Raw genomic sequence first — 21,196 nt, 5'->3', positions numbered from 1 at the left:
AAGTTCAGCGTTCGAGCAGCCCCAGCCAGCCGTCGTCACCCGCGAAGCGCAGCGTGCGAACGCCGTCGCCAAGGTGGATGTTGACTTCATTGATTTGGCCGCTGAAGGCATCACGCAGAATGCCGTTGGCCACGCGGACTTCCTCGCTCATGCGCCGCTCTGTCTCCTGGTACACGAGCAGGTAGTCATCGCTTAGCTCTGCGCCTAAGGTGCGCAGGGCCACCGGCTTGCCGGCGAGCTCCACGGCGAAGCGTGCTTCCACATACAGGGCAGCCCGGGCCCGATCTGCTAGACGGCTGAGCTCTAGACGCTCTAGCCCTTCCACCTGCGCTACCCCGAGGGCCGCATCGTGCACGTGCAGGCGGTGGGTGATCTCCGTCAGGCCGCTGCGCGGGTTCCAGGTGATCCGACTGACGCTGCCCGGACTGCGGTGGGCGTCGGCTGCGCTGATGCTCGCCACAGCAAGCAGCGCAACGAGCGCTTGCTTCGCGCATACGGCCAGCATCCTCACGGCGTATCGGTCAACGGCACCGTGCGAATCACGCCGTCCTCACCAGCCTTGCGTTCGCGCAGCTTGTCCAAGGTCTCACGCATGAGGTTGCGGGTCTCGTCTTCCTCCTTGTACAGCTCGATGCGCGAGCGCTCGATCCGCCGGGGGAAGTGGTTGTTGGAGAAGTCTGCATCGGCGGTCTGGTGCTGGGGGTCTAGGGAGATGGCGCTGATCGGCTGATCTCGAACCAGCAGCTTGGTGATGCGAGCGATGTCGCGGCGCCAGATCTCTGCGGGGAGCATGAGCGATTCCTGCGATCCGTCCGCGTTGGTGATCTCCAGGGGCAGGGGCGTAGGCAGGCCGCCGAGATTGTCGAACTCGACAAAGTATATGTACTGCTGTTCCGCCACCGCGCGGCGCAAGGCCTCGTACTCCCAGTCATCCAAGCCCTCGAGGAGTTCGCCGTGGTCGTTGCGCGCCCTATTGGTTGTGGTGAACTCGTCATTCAGATTGTAGAAGTCGGCGAGCTCCGGATGGCGTTGGAGGTAGGTGGCACGGCGCTCCTCTCGGTTGCGACGCTGACCGATCGCTTCCGGCACCTCTCGCGCGCGCTCCGCGCGGGCCAGGGGGCTCTCCACCTCGGGGTCGGTGCTGGAGACCTGGTACTCGCGCACGTCGCTGATGGCCACATCCACGTGATCCGTGGAGTAGAACCAACCGCGCCAGAACCAATCTAGATCGACGCCCGAGGCGTCTTCCATGGTGCGGAAGAAGTCCGCTGGCGTGGGGCGCTTGAAGCGCCACCGTCGCGAGTACTCCTTGAAGGCGAAGTCGAACAGCTCACGACCCATTACGGTTTCGCGTAAGACGACCAGGGCCGCAGTCGGCTTGGTGTAGGCGTTGGGACCAAGGTGAAGCACCGAATCGGAGTTGGTCATGATCGGCACCTGATCTTCACTGGTCATGTAATCGGTGACGTAGTCCAGCACGTTGACATGGTTCGGCCGATAGGCGGGGTAGTTCTCCTCCCACTCCCATGCGGATAGGTAGTCCAAAAAGCTGTTGATGCCCTCGTCCATCCAGGTCCACTGGCGCTCGTCCGAGTTCACCGTCATGGGGAAATAGATGTGGCCGATCTCATGGATGATCACACCGATCAGGCCGTACTTAGTTTTGCGTGAGTAGGTGCTCTTCCGCGCGTCCTCGACCAGGTCCTCCGCATCCGCCTCCACTTCTTCTTCCCGATAGCCGTTGAAGGTGATCATCGGGTACTCCATGCCGCCGCTCTTCCAGGTGTTGACGGACTGGGCGGTGGGGTAGGGGTAGTCGAAGGAGAAGCGTGAGTAGACCTCCATGGTGTGCTTGACCGCATGGGTGGAGTACTTAGCCCAGATCTCGCCTGCCTCATTCGGGTAGAAGGACATGGCGAGTACGTTGTCGTGGGTGGCGCCAGGTTGGCGGTGGGACATTGCATCCCAAACGTATTTGTTCGAGCTCGACCAGGCGAAATCGCGCACGCTCTCGGCGTGAAACACCCAGGTCTTCATCTCCCCGCTGTTGGTTTTCTCGTTCGCCAATGCTTCCTCGGGCGTGACGATGAAGACCGGTTGGGCTTCGCTCGTGCGTGCCTCGGCCAGCCGCTTCAGCTGAGTGGAGCTCAGCACCTCACGCGGGTTCTGCAGCTCGCCGGTAGAGGCCACGATGTGGTTCGATGGCACCGTGATGGCCACTTCGAAGTCCCCAAACTCGAGGGTGAACTCGCCGCGCCCTAGAAACTGCTTGTGCTGCCAGCCTGCGTAGTCAGTGTATGCAGCGACCCGGGGATACCATTGGGCGAGGAAGAACAGGGCCGTGTCGGTGTCGGGGAAGTACTCGTAGCCACCGCGCGAATCGTTGAGAATCTCGAGTAGTACGTTGAAGGCGAACTCGATGCGCAGCACCGTGCGCTCACCACTCGCCAAGGCCTCGGGGAGATCCACGCGCATCATCGTGTCGACCACCGTATGTGCGAGGGCGCTGCCTGTATTGTCAGTAACAGCGCCCAACTCAAAGCCATATTCGACGTCTTGGCGGTTCTGATGCTTGGCGATCGCCTTGTAGCTGAGAACGTCCTTTCCCTTGCCCTTTGCTTCGCGCCAGGTGCTGCGCCCGGCGGCATCGGCTGCTGTGTTCGAGCGCGCTTCTAGCGAACCCGGGGCGAAGCGGTTTTGGTCCAGTTGTAGCCACAGATAGCGAAGGCTGTCTGGCGAATTGTTGTGATAGGTGATTTCCACCGTACCCAAGATGCGGCGGGCGCTCTCGTTCAGCGTGACATCGATTCGGTAATCGGCGCGCTGCTGCCAGTAGGCCGCCCCAGGGGCGCCCGAGGCCGTGCGGTAGACGTTGGCCGTCGGCAGGTCCACGCCGAGCTGGCGGAAGGCGTCGTAGAAGTCGCCCTTCGTTTGGCGGATAGCATCGCTGTGGGCAACGCTCAGGGGGAGCAGCAACGTCAGTGCGAGGAGGAAACGATGAGTCATAGGTGTGGTGCGGGCTGTCAGAAGTAATGAGCAAAGCGGCCAAGCCTAGCAGTTCGATAGGGGCTTTGCGGGCGGATCGAGGATGACTCCAATGAAGCGTCGCCAGCTGCCTGGGACGTGATGTAGGTGAGACGGGAATCGGCTACACGGGCGTCCGGCCTCCTCGGAGCGTTACACTACGGTCCGTTCGTCGGCCGATGGTGCGTGATGGCCCACCGTCCGAGGCATCGACATCGCATGACCCACTGACCTACTGATAACTAAAATATGACGCGATTTTCTGCTACCTCTCATTCGACCGTTCCCTTTCTCGCCCTGCTCGCCATGCTGCTGCTGTCGACTGGCGGGGCCCATGCCGATCCCCTGGATGACGCGCGCGCGGCCTGGCGGCGAGGAGACTACGAGCTTGCGCTCGACCTGCTCCGTCCCTTGTCCGATGCTGGTGACGCGGGCGCCCAGGCCACCTTGGCCTTGATGTACGAGTTCGGGCAAGGTGTCGAGCGCTCTCCCGCAAAGGCAGCCGAACTCTACGAGGAGGCGGCGCCGGGGATGGACTTGGAGTTTCGCCATAACTTGGCCACCAAGTTCTACAGCGGGGATGGTCTCATCCTAGATTACGCCAAGGCGGCGCGCTGGTGGCGCGAGGCGGCCGACGGTGGCGTGCCGGAGTCCCAGTACGATCTCGGCTTGCTCTACCACACGGGCAAGGGCGTGCCGCGAGACTACGCTAAGGCCCTCGAACTCTACGAAGCTGCAGCGCGTCGCGGTCTCGCGCGCGCCGAGCACGGCTTGGGCGTGCTCTACGCCACCGGTAACGGCGTGCCTAAGGATTACGCGGAGGCGGCGCGCTGGTTCGCCCGAGCCGCTGAGCAGAATTATCCAAAGGCTCAGTACAATTTGGCGTCGCTCCTGATCTCGGGGATGGGCGTCGCTGTCGATGAAGCACGAGCGGAGGACTTGCTGCGCCGAGCGGCAGCGGCCGGTGAAGAAGGTGCAGTGGTCAAGCTAGCGGAACTGCGACGGGAGCGGCGTACGCGCAGCGGCTCTAGCGTCTCTTCGGCGGAGGGCGTCGTGCGCACTGCGCCGCCTGCGAAGGTTGTCGCGCCGCCCTTGGAGCCGCGAGAGCCGCTCGCCGAGCCCGGGCCGGTGGCACGGGAGGTGAGGTCGACGCCGGCCCCGGCGCCGGCGGCGCCGCCCCCTGCCACGAGTGCGCCCGCGGTTCGCTCCGTTTCGAGCTTTGCAGATGCCGCGCCCCAGGCGTGGGTGCTTCAGCTGGCGAGCATGTCCACCGAACAGACGGCGCGAGGCTTCGCCGACGAGCTCCGCGCGCAGCTGGACGATACGCTTTACGTAGTGGCCTATCGCGCCGCGGGGTCGGTGCGCTACGCCGTAGTGCTCGGCCTTTACGACGGTCGGACCGCGGCCGGTGAGGCAGCCACCGCCGTGCGACCACTGCTGACGACCGGCGACCCGTGGATGCGACGTGTGGGGGCACTGCAAGCCTTGCAGCCCTGAGGCTCAACGTTAGTTAGCTAAATTCCTAGCTGGAGCGAGTGGGCTTCTGGTTCCCGTATCGGGTTGCCGGCACTCCTTGAGTCTCTCTCCGCGCGTCGCGGCTCGCCCCGGACTACCATCGGGTCAAAGGAGCCGAGTCCGTCGGCTAACGACCGCTCGAGGAGAATCGACGTGGACAGACGGGACTTCATTCGCCTGGCGATCGCTAGCACTGTGGCGCCGGCCAGTTCGCGAGCGTTCGGTGCGGCGGCCTACGGGGGCAAGCTCACGCCTCCGCCGGTGCAGATCCTGGCGGATGCAGGTCTGCGGCAGCTGCGCGAGTGGATGGACAGCGGACGTTATTCCTGCGCATCTATCGTGGAAGGGTACCTTGCTCGCATCGATAACCTCGATAGCGCCGGCCCAACCTTGCGTTCGGTGCTCGAGACGAACCGCAAGGCACGTTTGCTTGGCGCTTCTCGCGACAGTGAACGCCGCAGCGGACTGGCCGACAGCCCTTTGCACGGCATTCCGCTCATGCTCAAGGACAACGTGGATACGGCCGGCGCCCTCAGCGCCGGCATGCTGACCACGGCGGGTTCTCTGGCCCTGATGAACAGCATGCCATCGCGCCCCTCCACAGTGGCCCAGCGCCTGGAGGCGGTCGGCGCCCTAATCCTCGGCAAGACGAACTTGAGCGAGTGGGCAAACTTTCGCTCCGAGCGCTCATCAAGCGGCTGGAGCGGCCGTGGGGGGCAGACGCGAAATCCCCACGTGCTGAACCGCAACCCGTGCGGGTCGAGTTCCGGCTCCGCTGCGGCCGTCGCAGCCGGACTGTGCGCCGGGGCGATCGGTACGGAGACTAACGGCTCGATCGTGTGTCCCGCGGGGACCTGTGGAATCGTCGGCCTGAAGCCAACCGTGGGGCTGGTGAGTCGCGCGGGGATCGTACCGATCTCCGCCTCGCAGGATACGGCAGGTCCGATGACCATCGACGTGACCGGCGCCGCCGTGATGCTGGGCGGCATCGCCGGTGTCGATCCACGCGATCCTGCCACCAGCGTCGCGACCGAGCACTTGCACGCGGACTACACGCAGTTTCTTGATCGCGATGGCCTGCGTGGCGCGCGCATCGGTGTGATGCGACGTTGGAGCGGACGCCACGAGGGCGTGGACGCGGTCTACGAGCGCGCGCTCGACTCCCTGCGCGCCGCCGGTGCTGAGCTCATCGATCCGGTCGATATCGATAACTGGAGTGATTACGGCGAGGCCTCGTATCAGGTGTTAAAAAGTGAGTTCAAGGATGGGCTCAATCGCTACCTGGCAACGCGCATCGGTGAGGGGCCGAAGAGCCTCGCCGAGGTCATCGCGTTCAATGACGCCCATGCCGACACGGAACTCGAGTGGTTTGGTCAGGACATCATGATTGCCGCCGAGGCCACGGCGGGTTTGCAAGATCCCGCTTACCTCGAGGCCCTGGCGACCGTGCGGCGCATGAGCCGCGATGAGGGTATCGACGCTGCCCTAGGCGAACACCACCTGGACGCGATCGTGGCGCCCACCAACGGTCCGGCGTGGACCACGGATCGGGTGAACGGGGACAACTGGGTGGGGATCAGCAGTTCGAGCGCCGCGGCCCGGGCCGGATATCCGAACATCACCGTGCCTGCTGGCCACGTGCACGGCTTGCCGATTGGCATCTCCCTGTTCGCTGGAGCCTGGTCCGAGCCCCTGCTTCTGCGTCTCGCCTACGCCTTCGAACAGCAGCACGGTGGACGGGTGTTGCCTACCTACCGCGCAACGCTCCCCTAAGCCACGGTTCGGCGCGCTCCGCTCAGCGCGTGCGCGCCTCTACCTCTTCGATCCAGTGCCGCACGGGGGTGCCCGTGTGGCGGGAAAGGTGCTGCTGGCAGCCGACGTTGGCCGTGAGGATCACGTCGGGGTCGTCGGCGTCGAGCTGTTGTGCGCGGCGCTCGCCAAGCGAGTGAGCCATCTGCGGTTCGAGGACGGACCAAGCGCCCGCCGAGCCGCAGCAGGCGCCTGGGTGCGGATCGGCCCTAGCCTCCAGGCCGACTGCCTGCAGCAGCTCTCGCACGGTTCCGCTCAGGTGCAATCCGTGTTCCAGCGTGCATGGGCAATGCAACTGCTGCGAGGTGCCGTCCGTGGCCCCCGGGCTGGTGCGCCGCGCGAGCTCCTGCGGGTCGAGCACCTCGGCGATGTCGCGCAGGGCGCCGGCGACGCGTTGGGCGTCGACGGGGACCTCACCGGTGTGTGGGTCTGCGAGAAGCGCTGGGTAGTCTCGCATGAAGGCGCCACAGCCGCTGGCCGTCGTTATGATCCTCGTCACACCTTTTTCGTCCATTAGGCGAATTAGCTGGTCCACGTTGCGCTCGACGCGTCGCCTCGCCCCTCGCGTATCGCCGAAGTGATGATGGAGTGCGCCACAACAGCCGACCCTGTCCCCCGAAACCACCTTCGTGCCGAGGCGCACGAGCACGCGCGCTGCTGCCTCATGGGTTGCAGGGGCCAACACCGGGTGCACACAGCCGGGCAACAATACGCTCGTGGTCGAGTCGGTGGGAGCTGACGAGGTGGGCGCCTGCGGCAGCGGAGCCAGGCGCTTACCTGGCGTGGGCAGGGTGGTGCGCAGGGCCGCCGGCAGGGCCGTGCGCAGTCGGCGCCCCAGCCATAGCGCCGTGCGGAACAGCCAGGTGCGCGATGCAATGCCGCGGATGAGCTTGCGGCTCATGCCCCTTCGCATTGGGCGTGATACTTGTGCGTCGACCTGCTCGCGGCCGATACCAAGTAGCGTGTGGTACGGCACTCCCGACGGGCAGGTGCTTTCACAAGCGGTGCAGGTGAGGCAGCGGTCCAGGTGGCGTTGGGTGAGCTCCGTCGGTGTCGTGCCCTCCAGCACCTCTTTGATCAGGTAGATGCGTCCACGCGGGCCGTCGAGTTCATTCCCGGTGAGCTGATAGGTGGGGCAGGTCGCGTTGCAGAAACCGCAATGAACGCACTTGCGTAGTGCCGTCTCGGCCTCCCCACGCGTATGGGGTGGCAACAGGTGCTCATCGATGCCGGTCTGCATGGAGTTCAAATTCCAGGATATAGGCGGCCGGCGTTGAGCACGCCGTGCGGATCGAAGGCGGCCTTGAGGCGACGATGAAGTGCATAGAGGGCGGGCGGTAGGGGATGAAAGGCATCCTCGACGGTCTCGGGCGACGGCGCTTGCTCCTGCGCCACCATCGGCGCGTGGTATCGCGTGACGTGCCCCCCCAAGGTCGCCGCTTCGTTGCGTATCATGCCGATCGGCGCGCTGCTGACCAACCACCGCTGAGCGCCCGCCCAATCGATCACGCACGTACCCGGGAGGTCTACGGGCGGTGAGGCAGGTGCAACGGATAGGCGGTAGAGGCCTTCCTCCGGGGTGCGTCTGAAGGCCCTAGCAGTGAGATCGCGAAGGGCGGGCCAGCGATCGTTCGTACTAGCATCCGAGAGAGCCGGAATACTCTTACTTAGCGATGCTCTAGCGTCTTCGACCGCCTGCTCGCTGCCGGCTAGGCGCACGGAAAGTTCACCGTCGTGCCACATCGCACCGGTGATCGGTAGTGCTTGCGCGCGTAGGTCGATCAGGCAGTCGATAGCTTGGCGAGCGCGCATGTAGGCGCAGAGGGTACTCGTGTGTCGTGGCGCGGGAAGTACCTTGACCGAAACATCCAGCAAGACTCCCAGCGTACCAAAAGCTCCCGTTAGTAGACGTGACAGATCGTAGCCCGCCACATTCTTCATGACCTCGCCGCCGAAGCGCAGCACTTGGCCGCGACCGTTGATGATGCGCACGCCGAGCACGAAGTCACGGGCGGGCCCGACGAAGGGTCGAGCGGGCCCTGATAGGCCGCTTGCGATAGCGCCGCCAAAGGTGGTGTCAGGTCCGAACTGGGGAGGATCGAAGGGCAGGTGTTGGCCGTGGGAATCGAGTTGGGCGTTGATCGCCGTGAGAGGCGTGCCGGCCCGAGCAGTGAGCACGAGCTCCTCCGGTTGGTAGTTCACCACGCCACAGTGCTCGCGCGTGCTGAGTTCCTGAGCATAGGGCGTGCGACGGCCGAGGAAGCGTTTGCTATCGCCGCCGACGATGCGCACGGGTTCTCGCCGCCGAGCGGCCAGGCGCACGGCGTCGACCAGCGCATCGCTATCGTCGTGCTCGCGGGCGGGCACCGTCAGAAGCGTTCCAATTCCGGGTGAGGCAGTTGCCCGCCGTGGACGTGCATGGCGCCGAACTCGGCACAGCGGGCTAGCGTGGGCACCGCCTTGCCGGGGTTCAGCAGCCCCTCCGGATCGAGGGCCCGCTTGACCGCGTGGAATTGGTTCAGCTCGGCCTCCGTGAACTGAAGGCACATCTCGTTGATCTTCTCCCGGCCGACCCCATGCTCGCCGGTGATGGTGCCGCCAACCTCGACGCACGCGGTGAGGATGTCACTGCCGAATGCTTCCGCCCGCGCAAGTTCGTCCGCTTCATTGGCATCGAAGAGAATCAGGGGGTGGAGGTTGCCGTCGCCTGCGTGAAAAACGTTGGCAACGCGAAGCTCGTGACGTTTGGCGAGCTGCTCGATATGCGTTAGTACATCGGCCAGGGCGCGACGTGGAATCGTGCCGTCCATGCAGTAGTAGTCGTTGGCGATGCGGCCCACGGCGGGGAAGGCTGCCTTGCGGCCAGACCAGAATCGCTCCTGTTCCTCCTCGTCGCGGGCACGCCTCACGTCCCTCGCTCCTGCTTCACGTAAGCTCGCGCTGACCGCCTGCGCATCGTGCTCGACCTGCGCAGCGCTGCCGTCGAGTTCGCACAGCAATATGGCGGCCGCGTCGCGAGGGTATCCCGCGTGCACGAAGTCCTCTGCAGCACAGGTGGCAGCTTGATCCATCATCTCCAGGCCCGCCGGCAAGATGCCGGCGGCGATGACCTGAGCCACCGCCCGCGCCGCCGTTGCTACGTCATCGAAGCTGGCTAATAGTACTGTTCGCTTCGGCGGCGTCGGCAGCAGGCGCACGGTGACCTCCGTGATCACCCCCAGCATGCCCTCGGAGCCATGGGTGAGCGCGAGCAGATCGTAACCTGGACCGTCCAGAGCGCGATTGCCCAGGCTGATCGCCTCGCCGTCCGCCGTGAGCATGTGGGCGGCGAGCACGTTGTGTACGGTCAACCCGTACTTCAGGCAGTGCACGCCGCCTGAGTTCTCCGCCACGTTGCCGCCGATGGTGCAGGCGATCTGGGATGAGGGATCCGGCGCGTAGTACAAGCCCAGCGGCGCTACGGCCTCGGTGATGGCACGGTTGGTCACCCCGGGCTGGACACGGGCCGTCAGATTCTTCTCGTCGATGCTGAGGATGCGGTTCATGCGCGACATGACCAGCAGTACCGCGTGGCGCATCGGCAGGGCGCCGCCAGAGAGGCCGGTGCCGGCGCCGCGGGTCACCACGGGGACCGCGTGTCGGTGGCACAGGCGCAAGACGGCCGCGGCCATGTCAGCGCTCGTCGCAAGCACGGCGCAGAGGGGAGGCTCGCGGTACATGGTGAGGCCGTCGCACTCGAAGGGGCGCAGGGCTTCTTCACCTGTGATGATGTCCTCCCCGCTGGGGAAGTGCTGGCGCAAGGCCCGCAAAAGCCCCTCGGGGTCAGCGGTTCGTGCGCCGTCTACCGCGTCTAGGGCAGGGTCGTAAGCGGTGGTGGTCATCGAGGTAAGCGTCCTGCGTCGTTGCCGCTGGGCGGCGGTTTAACGTAAGTAGGAGTCTAGCAGCCGTGAATCGTGCGCAGGCCTACTAGTGACTGTCACATAGGCCCGGGTACACTGAAGCATTCTCCACTGCGGTGCACGATCGGTGTCCGATTCAGCGCAATCCCTGACCCACGTCGATGCGGCGGGTCGGCCTACCATGGTCGACGTGGGCGACAAGCAGGTCACCCGCCGCTCGGCGACGGCCCTAGCGCGCGTTGCTCTGCCGAGCGAGGTGCTCGCGGCGCTGCAGGCCGGCGCCGGAAGGACCAAGAAGGGCCCGGTCTTCGACACGGCGATCATCGCGGGCGTGATGGCCGCAAAGCGGACGCACGAGCTGATCCCCTTCTGTCATCCCTTGGCCCTCGAGAACTGCAAACTCCACGTCGACCTCGACGAGGCCGCAGGCGAGGTCCGCATCGAGTGTCACGTCGCCGTAAGCGGTCGGACCGGAGTGGAGATGGAGGCCCTGACCGGCGCCAGCGTGGCGGCGCTGACCGTGTACGACATGTGCAAGGCGCTCTCCCACGACATCGTGCTCCACGAGGTTAAGCTGATGGCCAAGGCCGGCGGCAAGCGCGACTTCGCCCGCGCCGAGGGGCAAGGACAATGACCCGTAGTAGTGCGCCTCTGCACGGCCTGCTGCTCGTGGGGGGGCGCAGTCGACGCATGCGCGAGGACAAGGCGTTGCTGCGCTATCGCGAACAACGTACACAGCTTTCGGTGGCGCACGAGATGCTCGCCGCCGTGGTGGAGGGTAGTGTGAAGCTCTCGGTCCGCGAGGATCAGCGAGAAGAACCTGAGCGTGCTCGTCACGCGCAGATCGTCGATATCCCTGAGGTACAAGGGCCCGCCAGCGGCATTCGCGCAGCGCAGCTCGCCGACCCCCAGGCGGCCTGGTTGGTGCTCGCCTGTGACCTGCCGCGTTTGGGCCTGGATGCCCTGCGTGCGCTCGTCGTGTGTCGCGATCCGCAGGCCGATGCGACCGCGTTTGTAAGTGCTCACGACGGACTGCCGGAACCGCTGTGCGCCATCTGGGAGCCGTCCAGTGCGCCGATCCTCGCCGCTACGCTGTCCGAGGCAGGGAACGGTCCGCGCCAGGCCTTGCTGCGCATGAACACGACCTTGATCGAGCAGGCCGATCCCGCCAGCCTCGACAACGCCAACACGCCCGATGAGCGCCTTCGCATCGCGCGCGCCCTCCAGGCGCTTGCGCCGAGGGTCCTGGCGCGCGCGGAGGGGAATGCATGATCCAGGTGAAGGTGGAGTACTTCGCCGTGCTGCGTGAGCAACGCGGCACGCAGGCCGAGCTGGTCGAGACGGCCGCGCGCACGCCCGCGGACCTTTACCTCGAGCTCGCCCAGCGTCACGACCTGCGGGTCTCGCGGGACGCCCTGCGCGTGGCCGTCAACGAAGAGTTTTGCGCCTGGGATGCAGGTCTTGGGAATGGCGATGTGGTCGTCTTTATCCCGCCCGTCGCTGGAGGTTGAGGCGATGAGTCAGTTCTTCGAGTTTGAGGATACGGCGCTCGATGTGTCCGTTCTTCGAGGTCGGACCCAGGACGATCACTGCGGTGGCTACGTCGCTTTCGAGGGCTGGGTGCGCGACCACAACGAGGGTCGTGGCGTCCTGCGTTTGGAGTACGAGGCCTACGCGGGCTTGGCGGTGAAGGAGGGTGCGCGCATCCTAGCAGAGGCTGCCGAGCGCTGGCCGATCACCAAGGCGGGGTGTGTCCATCGCGTGGGGCGACTAGAGATTGGTGATCTGGCCGTATGGGTGGGCGTGAGTGCCGCCCACCGAGACGAGGCGTTTCAGGCCGCCCGGTACATCATCGATGAGGTAAAGCTGCGCGTGCCCATCTGGAAGAAGGAGCACTTCACAGCCGGTGACTCCGGCTGGGTCAACTGTGAGCGCGCTGCTTCCCACGGCCGCGAGCACGACGATCATTCACACGGTCGTGAAAACTAAGGGTTTAGATAGCTCATGAGCAGGCTTTTCGGCACCTCTAGCAGTCGCGCTGACAAGCTATCTGGCGATGGACCGGCGCCAACGCCGGTGACCTCGCCGGCCATACGGCGCCTGATCGAAGCTGAGGTGTCGCTATGCCGAGGTCTCAACGGCCTTAGCAACATCGCGATAGCGCGCAGCGTGTTCTGGTTGGCGAGCCGCCTTGGCGATGGGGTGTTCTGGTACGTGCTCATGCTCGTGCTGCCGGTAGCCTACGGCCGGGCGGGTTTGATCACGACCGTACAGATGGCGCTTACGGGCATGGTCGGCGTGCTGCTCTACCGCTGGATGAAGGGGCGCTTCGTGCGCGAACGGCCCCACGTTTCCCACGAGTCGATTCGCGCTGTGGCACGGCAGCTCGATCAGTACAGTTTTCCCTCCGGCCACACGCTGCACGCGGTGTGCTTTACCGTACTCTGCCTGGCGTCGTTCCCCGAGCTCGCCTCGCTGCTGATTCCCTTCGCCATACTAGTCGGGCTCTCGCGCCCGGTACTCGGGTTACATTACCCCTCGGATGTGTTAGCTGGTTCGGTTGTCGGCTGGACGCTCGCGGCTGCGAGTAGTGCCCTTCGCGAGGCGATCATGCCGTACCTGCAGCTGCTCTGAGCGGTAGCCGGCGGCCCCGGAGGCCGTTCTCGAGCCATCCGCAGCGGGCGTTAGAACGTGTCCTCATCGGTCACCACTTCGATCTCTATCTCGTCGTAGCGCACGATCACAATGCCGTCGACTCGCGGTGATGTACTGGAGGCGTTGGTGCCCACGTTGACCTCTTCCTCGCTGATGAACAGCTGAGCCAGATCGAGGCTCGCGCCAAAGCTGCGCTCCGCGGCGTCCTCGTCGATCGGAATGTAGTCTGTCAACGTGATCACCCCGTCCAAAAAACGGCTCAGCTGGCTGTCAAAGCAGCTCTCAACCCGCAGCTCGAAGCTGTCGCCAGCACCTACTTCACCTTCGCCGGTGCCCGAGGCGTCCTGAGTCCAGATGATCACCCGCTCGCCACCGCTGTTACTGCAGGTGAGGGTCAGGGATTCGTTGAGGTTCATGCCTTCGAGCGTTTCCGCGTTGAACTCGATGTCGTCGGCGAACTCCTCTGCGATGCGCGCGATCTGCAGGGCGAGAGGCACGAAAGCGTAGGCGGCGGCTGACAGGCGTACCTCGTCGGGCTCGTCCTCATCTTCATCCTCTATGGCGGCTCGGAAGTCATCGAAGTCGCGGCTGATGGTGTCGCTGCCAGTGGTTTCGATGGTGAAGCCGTCGTTCTCCACCGTGAGCAGGGTGGTGGTGCCGTCGATGATCACCGAGAACTGGCCTTGGTCCGGGTCCTGGTCGATATCGAGCAGCACCTCGAAGGCGGTGCCGAAGTCGATCTCATCGCTGCCGAGGTTATCCTCGCCGTCAACCGCGTTCACCGACAGATCGAAGGTGGTGGAGACGTCGATGGTGAGGTTGTTGCGCTCTATGGTAATGGGGTCGCCGAGATCGTCCTCGTAGTCGCCGGCTACGCGCAGGTTCATGGCCACGGACTCGACGGTACCGTCTTCCAAGGTCAAGGGTGCGAGGCTGGTGCTGACGGCGAAGCTCACCCTAGCGCGTGTGTCTGGGTCGCTGTCCTCGAAGGTGCTGCTGGCGAGCAAGGTCCACAGGCCTGCCACCAGCACGGCGATGGTGAGCGCGGGTCGATGATCACGAAGATGCGGCATAAGTCTCTCTCGATAAGGTGAGCCCGCGCGTGGTGGGAGCTCGCACAGGGCGAAGTAGGGCGGCCGCCAGGGTCACGCCCAGGGCGCTGGCGAGCACGTCGTACATGTCGAAGGTACCCGCGCCATGGGCGCGCAGCAGTGAGGCCAGGTACGGCCAGCCGCTCTCCAGGTATTGGATCGAAGCGCCCACCCAAGCGCGCGCGGCTGGCAGTTGCATGCATTCAAAGCCAACCAGCAACACTAACCATCCGCCGAGGAGCAAGCGACGCTGCCGTGGGCGGCGCGGTTGGGCAGTCACCAACAGCAGTGCAGAGAACGCGAAGGCGTGCGTGAGGGCAGGCGTGCTGCCGAGCAACAGCGCGGGCCCTGCTGCCGCGGGTCGCAGCAAGAGGTAGACGCTAAGACCTAGGGACAGCGCCAGGCCGGCAGCGAGTAGGGCGTGAACTCTTTGGGCCACAGGAGCCATGGCGATCTCTGTAGCGAACGGCCTTGCGACGGTCAGTCCGTCGCCTGACGCATGGCTTCGTCGCTCATATGGTGTCGCTCGTCCACTGGCGACATGAGCGCGTTGCTCACCAAGGCCACCGCTAGTAGTGCAGCCATTAGGTACATGGTCAGGTTGTAGAGGCTGGGCGTGGGGTCGACCGTGCCTGCGGGCGCGATCTCCATCAGCTTCGCGACGGTGACCGTCTTTTGGCTGATCAGCGCATCGAGCTGGTCCAAGCCGGCGCCAAAGGTCGCGCGGAAGCGCTCTGGGTCCACCTGCGTCGCCAGCGACGAGAGGGCGTTGCGCAGCGAGTACTCCCGCAGGGCGGTGATGGCGAGAGGGCCAAGCACACCCGCCATGCTCCAGGCCGTGAGTAGACGGCCGTGGATACCGCCGACATAACGCGTACCGAACACATCCGCCAGGTAAGCGGGGATCGTCGCGAAGCCACCGCCGTACATGGTGAAGATGATCATGGTGGCGGCGTAGAAGTACACGAGCCAGATCACCGACGGGCTGGCGCTCACCTGCTGCGCGGCGAAGGGGATGGAGGCGTAGAGTACGATGCCGAGTGCGAAGAAAACCCAGTAGGTGTTCTTGCGTCCGAGGAAATCCGAGGTGCTGGCCCAGAAGAAGCGGCCGATCATGTTGAACAGGCTGATCATGACCACATAGGTGGCGGCGAACGTGCCGTCCACCACGCCGGGCAGGGTAGTGCCGAAGATCTCGTTGATCATGGTCTTCGCCACGCTGAGCACGCCGATACCCGCGGTCACGTTGAGGCAGAGCACGATCCAAAGCTGGTAGAACTGGCGGGTCTTAAGTGCCTGATCGATATCCACGTGGCGCGTGGTGATCATCTTGGCGCTGCGAGCGGCGTCCGTGGGCGGGGTCCAGCCCGCCGGGCTCCAGTCAGGCGCGGGGATGCGATAGGCGAATGCGGCCATCATCATTACCACGAAGTAGAGGACGCCGAGCGTGAAGAAAGTGGGGGCAAGACCGACGCTTCCCGTGCCGACGACGTAAACACCTTCAGGTCCCGTAACCAGCATATTAGAGATATCGTTAGCACCGACGACGACCACTTCGAGCAGCTCCCCGCCGACCTCCGCGAAGCGCTTGCCCGTTTCCGTAACCAAATTGACATCGCTCATGGGGCCGAGGTACTGCGGTGCCTTGTAGAATGTGGAGATGAGGAACTCCTTGAGCGGAGCACCAATCATCGCGCCACCGCCGAAGCCCATGATGGCCATGCCGGTGGCCATGCCGCGGCGGTCCGGAAACCAGCGGATTAAGGTGCTCACCGGCGAGACGTAACCTAGGCCAAGGCCACAGCCGCCTAACACTCCGTAGCCGAGGTACAGCAGCCAGAGCTGGTGGGTGAGGATTCCGAGGCCCCCCACGATGAAGCCACCGCCCCAGCAGCAAGCAGCGGTAACGCCGACCATGCGCGGCCCGACTCGCTCCAGCCACTTCCCGGCGAAGGCAGCGGCGATCCCCAGGAACACGATAGCGACCGTGAAGGTGGTGGCGACGCTACTGAGCGTCCAGTCATCGGCGGCGCTGGTGACCACCCCCAATGACTTGGTCAATGCTGGGTTGAAGATGCTCCAGGCGTACACGGAGCCGATGCACAGGTGGATGGCGATGGAGGCGGGGGGCACTAGCCAGCGGTTGAACCCTGGGCCGGCAATGATGCGCTCCTTCGACAATAGGCCTGCCATCCCTCGCTCCTTCCGATTCGTGTTCTTCATTGCGACTCGCCTGGCCCGGCAGCATACACAAAAAAAGGCGGCGACCGGCCGCCGCCTCACGGGTCGAAGAACGAGGCTTAGGGGCGCCTAGTCGTCATCGTCGTCGTCTTCCTCGCGCTCCTCGCCAATGGGCAGGAGCGGGAAGCCGTACTCGGTGAGCAGGGCTGTGACCTCCGATTGTGTCTCGCGCAGCAAGTTGGAGATCTGTTCACGCCGTTTCCCGTCGCCGTAGCGCACGCCTGAGGCGATGGTGAAGTCGAAGGTCAGCCCATTGCCAGACTCCATCGGGATCACCACCACCTTTGGAGCATCACTGGCCGTATTGACGCGGTTGGCGAAGTACCCCGCCACGGGGCCCCACAAGATGACCAGGTCCACTTCGCCGGCGCGCAGATCGTTCTCGATCAGCTGACCAGGGTAGCGGTTGGGGTCCGCATCCAGCGCCTGGTAGGGACGCAGCTTGTAGTCCAAGCCGTGACGTGAGAGCCACACTGAGGCGGGAGTACCGATGAAGGTGGCGGCCGAGACCGTCTCCTTCAGCTCCGCGGGCAGGTTAATGATGTCCTGAGGTGTTTGTGCGCCATCCAGCTTGCCGCCTTCAAGGTAGGCGAGGGCCCAGGTGGAGCGGTAGTAGGACTGGGTAGTGATACCGAGTTCCCAGCCCTTGGCAACGCCGACTACCACATCGCACTTGTAGCCCGAGCGATTGGCGGGATTTTGAGAGCGTAGGGTCATACGCTCAAAGCCGCGACGCTGCGGAAACCACTCGTACTCTAGCGGTTGACCGAGGCGCTCGGCCCAGAGGCTGGCGATTCGGTTCTCAACGCCCTCTCCCGCCTGGTTGGAGAAGGGCAGGTTATTGGGATCCGCGCAGACGCGAAAGGCATTGTCGTCGACGTGATGGTCGGCGCGGGCCATACCACTCAGGCCGAGGATGGCTAGCGCCACAGGCGCTAGCGTGCGAACAAGGGGCGTGTTCATAAGTTTCAACGTTTCCGTGTTGGACGTTCGGCGCCGAGGATACCGCCTGAGCGCGCTTTGAGGTAGGCGTAGGGTCGGCGAATGCCGCGTCAACGCTCGGATCTGCGCCCAGCCGGCATCACCCCGAGCGTGCGTGTGTGGTCGTCGGCCGCGCTGTCGTCGAGGCGGGCCCCGCTCACGAGGCAGTCCCCTCTACGCCGTGCTCGATGTCGCGGTCATCGAGTGCCGTGTGGGCCGCGATTCCAAGTGAAGAGGCAATGGATGCCCTAAGACGAAAAAATCCCCGGTCACCTTGCGATGACCGGGGATAGTTCTTAGACGCTTATTGCTTTTGTTTTCTGATCAGCGTCGCCCGGACTTAGTTGCCCAGGGAGAAGACCGTCAGCACACCACCTAGCTGGGTGTAGTCGCTCAGCTTCTTGTACGCACCCACAGCGCCCAGGCCGTCGGTGTCGTTCTCGAGGCCAGCAGCCATGCCGATGCCGGCCCAGCCGCCGATGCCCGACAGGACACCCACGTACTGCTTGCCGTTGTGCATCCAGGTGTTGACGTTTCCGATGATGCCGGACGGGGTCTTGAACTTGTACAGCTCCTTACCCGTGTCAGCAGACACTGCCTTCAGGTAGCCCTCGAGGGTGCCGTAGAAGACGATGTCACCAGCGGTGGCCAGAGCACCACTCCACACGGAGAAACGCTCGGGGATGGACCACAGGATCTTGCCTTCGCCAGCGTCCCAGGCGATGAAGTTGCCGAGGTTATTGGTGCCATCACCCAGCACGCGACCCGCGGGGTACATGCTCAGTGTAGCGCCGACGTACGGCTGACCCGCAACGTACTCGACTTCGAACGGCTCGTAGTCCATGCAGACATGGTTGGTCGGCACGTAGAACACCTTGGTCTTCGGAGAGAAGGCAGCAGGCTGCTGGTCCTTCGAACCCAGAGCTGCAGGGCAAATCTCGGTGGTGTTGAAGTCCTCGCCGTTCTTGTCCGTGCTGTAACGGTCCACAACCTGCGGGCGGCCCGACTTCATGTCGACGTGGGTTGCCCAGTTGGTCGCGGGGTCGTACTTCTCGGCGACGAGCAGTTCACCGGTCACGCGGTCGAGCGTGTAGGCGAAGCCGTTGCGGTCGAAGTGCACCATCACCTTGCGCATCTTGCCGTCGACGTCGATGTCGGCAAGGATGCTCTCATTGATGCCGTCGTAGTCCCACTCATCGTGCGGGGTCATCTGGTAGAACCACCGAGCTTCACCGGTGTCAGCGTCGCGAGCCATGAGGGTCATGGTCCACTTGTTGTCACCAGGGCGGACAACCGGGTTCCACGTGGACGGGTTACCCGTGCCGTAGTAGATCAGGTTTTCCTTGGGATCGTAGGTGTACCAGCCCCAGGTGGTACCGCCGCCAATCTTCCACTGGTCGCCCTTCCAGCTCTTCAGGGAAGAGTTCTTGCCGATCTTCTTGCCCATGACCGTGGTCTTGCGCGGGTTGACCAGCATTTCATCGTCAGGGCCGGTGCTGTAGGCCTTCCAAGCCAGCGAGCCATCGCTGGTGTTGTAGGCGGCTACGAAGCCACGTACACCGAACTCACCACCGGAAATACCGGTGTACACCTTGTCCTTGATGACGATGGGTGCGTTGGTGTTGGTGGAACCCTTGGACGGATCACCGTTCTTGATGGACCACATGACTTCACCCGTCTTGGCGTTCAGCGCCTTCAGGGTGGTGTCAGCCTGCTGCAGGAAGATCTTGCCGTCAGCGTAGGCCAGACCGCGGTTCACGGTGTCGCAGCACATGACCGGAATGGTGTCCGGGTTCTGTACGGGGACGTGCGACCAGATCAGGGTCTGGTCTTCAAGGTCGATAGCGAAGACCTTGTTCGGGAAGGCGGTGTGGATGTACAGCGTGTCACCGACGACCAGGGGGCCGCCTTCGTGACCGCGCAGCACGCCCGTGGAGAAGCTCCACGCCACCTGCAGATCGCGAGCGTTTCCAGTGTTGATCTGGTCGAGCTTAGAGAAACGCTGACCAGCGTAGTTGCCACCCCAGATCGCCCAGTTGTTGGGGTCCTTGGTGAGGCGCATGACGTCTTGGTTGGCCATGGCCAGCCCGGACGTCAGTGCCACAGCCGAAGCTGCAGCGAGGCTTACAAAGCGCTTGGACATTAACTTTCCCCCCTCAGAGAAAGATGCCGACACAACCGTCGGCTTTTGGAAAGGCTGGACTCCCCTCGGGATACTCCAGCACCTTTTTTCCACTCCGGCCGGTAAAACCGATGTGGAGAAACTGTGGCTAGGCCTGAGTCAAGACTGAGTATAGTCACGCAGATAGCCAAAGCAATGCCACTTCTAGTGTGGGAATTTCGTAACGCGAGCCAGCGGTTACGATTCCCCGCGGGCCTTGCTCATCAGACACGCGTTCGCGGCGTCTTCACGCACCTGCTCAAGGGTTTTCCCCAGGCGGCGACCGCGCGCGTTGTCGCGGAATACGCCACTGCGCTCACCAGGGACGGTGCGCATGTTGCCGAATGTGGTGCCTTCGTCGTAATCAGCGAAGCTCATCTGCTCCGCGATCTTATCGATCATGCATACGCAACCGTACAAATTCTTGTAGGTTTCGCCGCCATTGTCTTTGACGCACTGCAAAACGTATTCGACCCGTGCCTGGGTCGGAAAATCGTTAGCCCCTGCGGATGCAGATGCAACGGTGAGGAGAGCGGCGCCGGCGAGGGCGGCCGTGGCAGTGATCGAGTTGTGCATTCCGTCCTTTGGTGTGCCGGTGTGACATCCCAAAACAGGGTTGCCTATGATACCAGCCTCACTTGGCTTCGGTTCAACCCCCGCTGCCAGATGTCGTATGAAGCAGCAGGAGGCGCGCGCAGTGGGTAGGCATGATCAGGGAGGCGGTAGCGTAGGGCAGCCGTTCGATCCTTGCTGTGATGGGGATCAACGCTCGTGACGGCGAACGCTCAACTGCTAAGTGATTCGCGCCACCAAGCACTGGCCTTGGAGAACGCGGTTAACGGGGCTCTGCTGGGGCAATCACGGGCGGTCAGATTGATCCTCGTCTCCGTCTTCGCGCGCGGACACGTGCTTCTAGAAGGTGACGTTGGCGTTGGCAAAACAACGATGTTGCGTTGCATTGCGAGAGCCATCGGTGGGGCCTATTCGCGGATCGAAGGCACCGTTGATCTAATGCCGAGCGATCTCGTCTACTACACGTACATCACCGAGGATGGGCAGCCGCGCGTGGCACCTGGGCCTCTGTTGCGCCACGGCGAAGCGCTGTCCGTGTTCTTTTTCAACGAGGTCAATCGCGCTCGCCCGCAGCTACATTCGTTGCTGTTGCGCGTGATGGCCGAGCGCAGCGTGGCGGCGTTCAATCGTGATCACCCCCTCCCGTTCCTGCAGGTGTTTGCTGATCGCAACCGGGTCGAGAAGGAGGAGACCTTCGAGTTGCCCGCGGCCGCGCGCGACAGGTTTGCCATGGAGATCCTGATCGAACGACCGCAGGAGCGCGACCTTCAACGACAGCTGATGTTCGACACGCGCTTCCACGACGCGGATGCGCTGGTGGACACCGTGCCGGCCGGGGTGGTGCCGCACGAGCGCCTGGGTGCGATCGCGGGCGCGATTCAACACCATGTGAGTGGCACCGAGCGTCTTCAGGAGTATGCGCTGGACCTGTGCATGGCCACTGCGGACCCGCACGCCTACGGCGTGCGCCTGAGCGACGTGGACGTGGCGGAACTCATCGAGGCGGGGGTGAGCCCGCGCGGTTCCAGCATGCTCCTGCGGGCTGCGCGCGTGCATGCATGGCTCGAGGGACGCGACCAGATGTTGCCCGAGGATCTGCGTTTCGTCTTCTACGAGTCAATCGCCCATCGCGTGTTCTTCAAGCCCGTCTACGAGCTTCAGCGCGCGGCGCTGATTCAGCCTTTCGTCGCGTCTCTCCTCGATCGGGTGGCAGCGCCTTGACGACGGCGGCTGCGCGTGGACCATCC

19 protein-coding genes are annotated in these 21,196 nt (G+C 63.9%); 8 read left to right on the top strand and 11 right to left on the bottom strand.

Annotated elements, in window-relative coordinates; all coding sequences use genetic code 11:
* Nucleotides 1–4 precede the first annotated feature (4 nt).
* The gene (locus AAGA68_09695; protein ID MEM9385320.1) at nucleotides 5–505 is read right to left on the bottom strand and encodes a DUF6702 family protein; all 501 of its coding nucleotides are present in this window, start codon (nucleotides 503–505) and stop codon (nucleotides 5–7) included.
* Nucleotides 506–507: 2 nt separating this feature from the next.
* Nucleotides 508–3,006 carry a M1 family metallopeptidase gene (locus AAGA68_09690; GenBank protein ID MEM9385319.1) on the bottom strand — a complete coding sequence of 833 codons (2,499 nt, stop codon included), beginning with the start codon at nucleotides 3,004–3,006 and terminating at the stop codon, nucleotides 508–510.
* 267 nt (nucleotides 3,007–3,273) lie between these two features.
* Between AAGA68_09690 and AAGA68_09685 the strand changes: the two genes are divergently transcribed.
* A complete protein-coding gene (locus tag AAGA68_09685) occupies nucleotides 3,274–4,521 on the top strand; it encodes an SPOR domain-containing protein (protein MEM9385318.1) in 1,248 nt (415 codons plus the stop codon).
* 171 nt (nucleotides 4,522–4,692) lie between these two features.
* The gene (locus AAGA68_09680) at nucleotides 4,693–6,312 is read left to right on the top strand and encodes an amidase (GenBank protein ID MEM9385317.1); all 1,620 of its coding nucleotides are present in this window, start codon (nucleotides 4,693–4,695) and stop codon (nucleotides 6,310–6,312) included.
* Nucleotides 6,313–6,334: 22 nt separating this feature from the next.
* On the opposite strand, the gene glcF is transcribed toward AAGA68_09680, so the two are convergent.
* The 3 genes from glcF to AAGA68_09665 are packed head-to-tail and all read right to left on the bottom strand — an operon-like array spanning nucleotide 6,335 to nucleotide 10,229.
* Nucleotides 6,335–7,588: a glycolate oxidase subunit GlcF gene (gene glcF / locus AAGA68_09675; protein MEM9385316.1), complete on the bottom strand. Its 1,254-nt coding sequence runs from the start codon at nucleotides 7,586–7,588 to the stop codon at nucleotides 6,335–6,337.
* Nucleotides 7,589–7,593: 5 nt separating this feature from the next.
* Nucleotides 7,594–8,715: a glycolate oxidase subunit GlcE gene (gene glcE / locus AAGA68_09670; protein MEM9385315.1), complete on the bottom strand. Its 1,122-nt coding sequence runs from the start codon at nucleotides 8,713–8,715 to the stop codon at nucleotides 7,594–7,596.
* A gap of 2 nt (nucleotides 8,716–8,717) precedes the next feature.
* Entirely contained in the window at nucleotides 8,718–10,229 is a 1,512-nt protein-coding gene (locus AAGA68_09665) for an FAD-linked oxidase C-terminal domain-containing protein (protein MEM9385314.1), read from the bottom strand.
* Between the two features lie 145 nt (nucleotides 10,230–10,374).
* Between AAGA68_09665 and moaC the strand changes: the two genes are divergently transcribed.
* The 5 genes from moaC to AAGA68_09640 are packed head-to-tail and all read left to right on the top strand — an operon-like array spanning nucleotide 10,375 to nucleotide 12,881.
* On the top strand, nucleotides 10,375–10,881 hold the full coding sequence (moaC, locus tag AAGA68_09660) for a cyclic pyranopterin monophosphate synthase MoaC (GenBank protein ID MEM9385313.1): 507 nt from the start codon (nucleotides 10,375–10,377) through the stop codon (nucleotides 10,879–10,881).
* A complete protein-coding gene (locus tag AAGA68_09655) occupies nucleotides 10,878–11,519 on the top strand; it encodes an NTP transferase domain-containing protein (GenBank protein MEM9385312.1) in 642 nt (213 codons plus the stop codon). Before moaC ends, AAGA68_09655 begins: the two co-directional genes overlap by 4 nt.
* Nucleotides 11,516–11,758 carry a MoaD/ThiS family protein gene (locus AAGA68_09650; protein MEM9385311.1) on the top strand — a complete coding sequence of 81 codons (243 nt, stop codon included), beginning with the start codon at nucleotides 11,516–11,518 and terminating at the stop codon, nucleotides 11,756–11,758. Before AAGA68_09655 ends, AAGA68_09650 begins: the two co-directional genes overlap by 4 nt.
* A gap of 4 nt (nucleotides 11,759–11,762) precedes the next feature.
* Nucleotides 11,763–12,236 carry a molybdenum cofactor biosynthesis protein MoaE gene (locus tag AAGA68_09645; protein ID MEM9385310.1) on the top strand — a complete coding sequence of 158 codons (474 nt, stop codon included), beginning with the start codon at nucleotides 11,763–11,765 and terminating at the stop codon, nucleotides 12,234–12,236.
* A 15-nt stretch (nucleotides 12,237–12,251) separates the two neighbouring features.
* Nucleotides 12,252–12,881, top strand: a complete 630-nt coding sequence (locus tag AAGA68_09640) for a phosphatase PAP2 family protein (GenBank protein ID MEM9385309.1) — start codon at nucleotides 12,252–12,254, stop codon at nucleotides 12,879–12,881.
* Nucleotides 12,882–12,931: 50 nt separating this feature from the next.
* Here the strand turns inward: AAGA68_09640 and AAGA68_09635 are convergent, their stop codons facing one another.
* From AAGA68_09635 to AAGA68_09610, 6 genes are all read right to left on the bottom strand, one after another.
* Nucleotides 12,932–13,975: a hypothetical protein gene (locus AAGA68_09635; protein ID MEM9385308.1), complete on the bottom strand. Its 1,044-nt coding sequence runs from the start codon at nucleotides 13,973–13,975 to the stop codon at nucleotides 12,932–12,934.
* Nucleotides 13,959–14,441 carry a hypothetical protein gene (locus tag AAGA68_09630; protein MEM9385307.1) on the bottom strand — a complete coding sequence of 161 codons (483 nt, stop codon included), beginning with the start codon at nucleotides 14,439–14,441 and terminating at the stop codon, nucleotides 13,959–13,961. Before AAGA68_09630 ends, AAGA68_09635 begins: the two co-directional genes overlap by 17 nt.
* Nucleotides 14,442–14,473: 32 nt before the next feature.
* Entirely contained in the window at nucleotides 14,474–16,186 is a 1,713-nt protein-coding gene (locus AAGA68_09625) for an OFA family MFS transporter (GenBank protein ID MEM9385306.1), read from the bottom strand.
* Between the two features lie 117 nt (nucleotides 16,187–16,303).
* Nucleotides 16,304–17,197 (bottom strand): quinoprotein dehydrogenase-associated putative ABC transporter substrate-binding protein, encoded by an 894-nt coding sequence (locus AAGA68_09620; GenBank protein MEM9385305.1) that lies wholly within the window; start codon nucleotides 17,195–17,197, stop codon nucleotides 16,304–16,306.
* Between the two features lie 358 nt (nucleotides 17,198–17,555).
* A complete protein-coding gene (locus AAGA68_09615; GenBank protein MEM9385304.1) occupies nucleotides 17,556–19,358 on the bottom strand; it encodes a methanol/ethanol family PQQ-dependent dehydrogenase in 1,803 nt (600 codons plus the stop codon).
* A gap of 216 nt (nucleotides 19,359–19,574) precedes the next feature.
* Nucleotides 19,575–19,952, bottom strand: coding sequence for a hypothetical protein (locus AAGA68_09610; protein MEM9385303.1), 378 nt, complete (start codon nucleotides 19,950–19,952; stop codon nucleotides 19,575–19,577).
* A gap of 195 nt (nucleotides 19,953–20,147) precedes the next feature.
* Between AAGA68_09610 and AAGA68_09605 the strand changes: the two genes are divergently transcribed.
* Entirely contained in the window at nucleotides 20,148–21,170 is a 1,023-nt protein-coding gene (locus tag AAGA68_09605) for a MoxR family ATPase (GenBank protein MEM9385302.1), read from the top strand.
* Nucleotides 21,171–21,196 lie beyond the last annotated feature (26 nt).

The sequence above is a fragment of the Pseudomonadota bacterium genome (assembly GCA_039193195.1).
GTDB lineage: Bacteria > Pseudomonadota > Gammaproteobacteria > Steroidobacterales > JBCBZW01 > JBCBZW01.
Note: the sequence above shows the minus strand (reverse complement) of the source record. Positions and strands in the feature narration are given on the sequence as shown.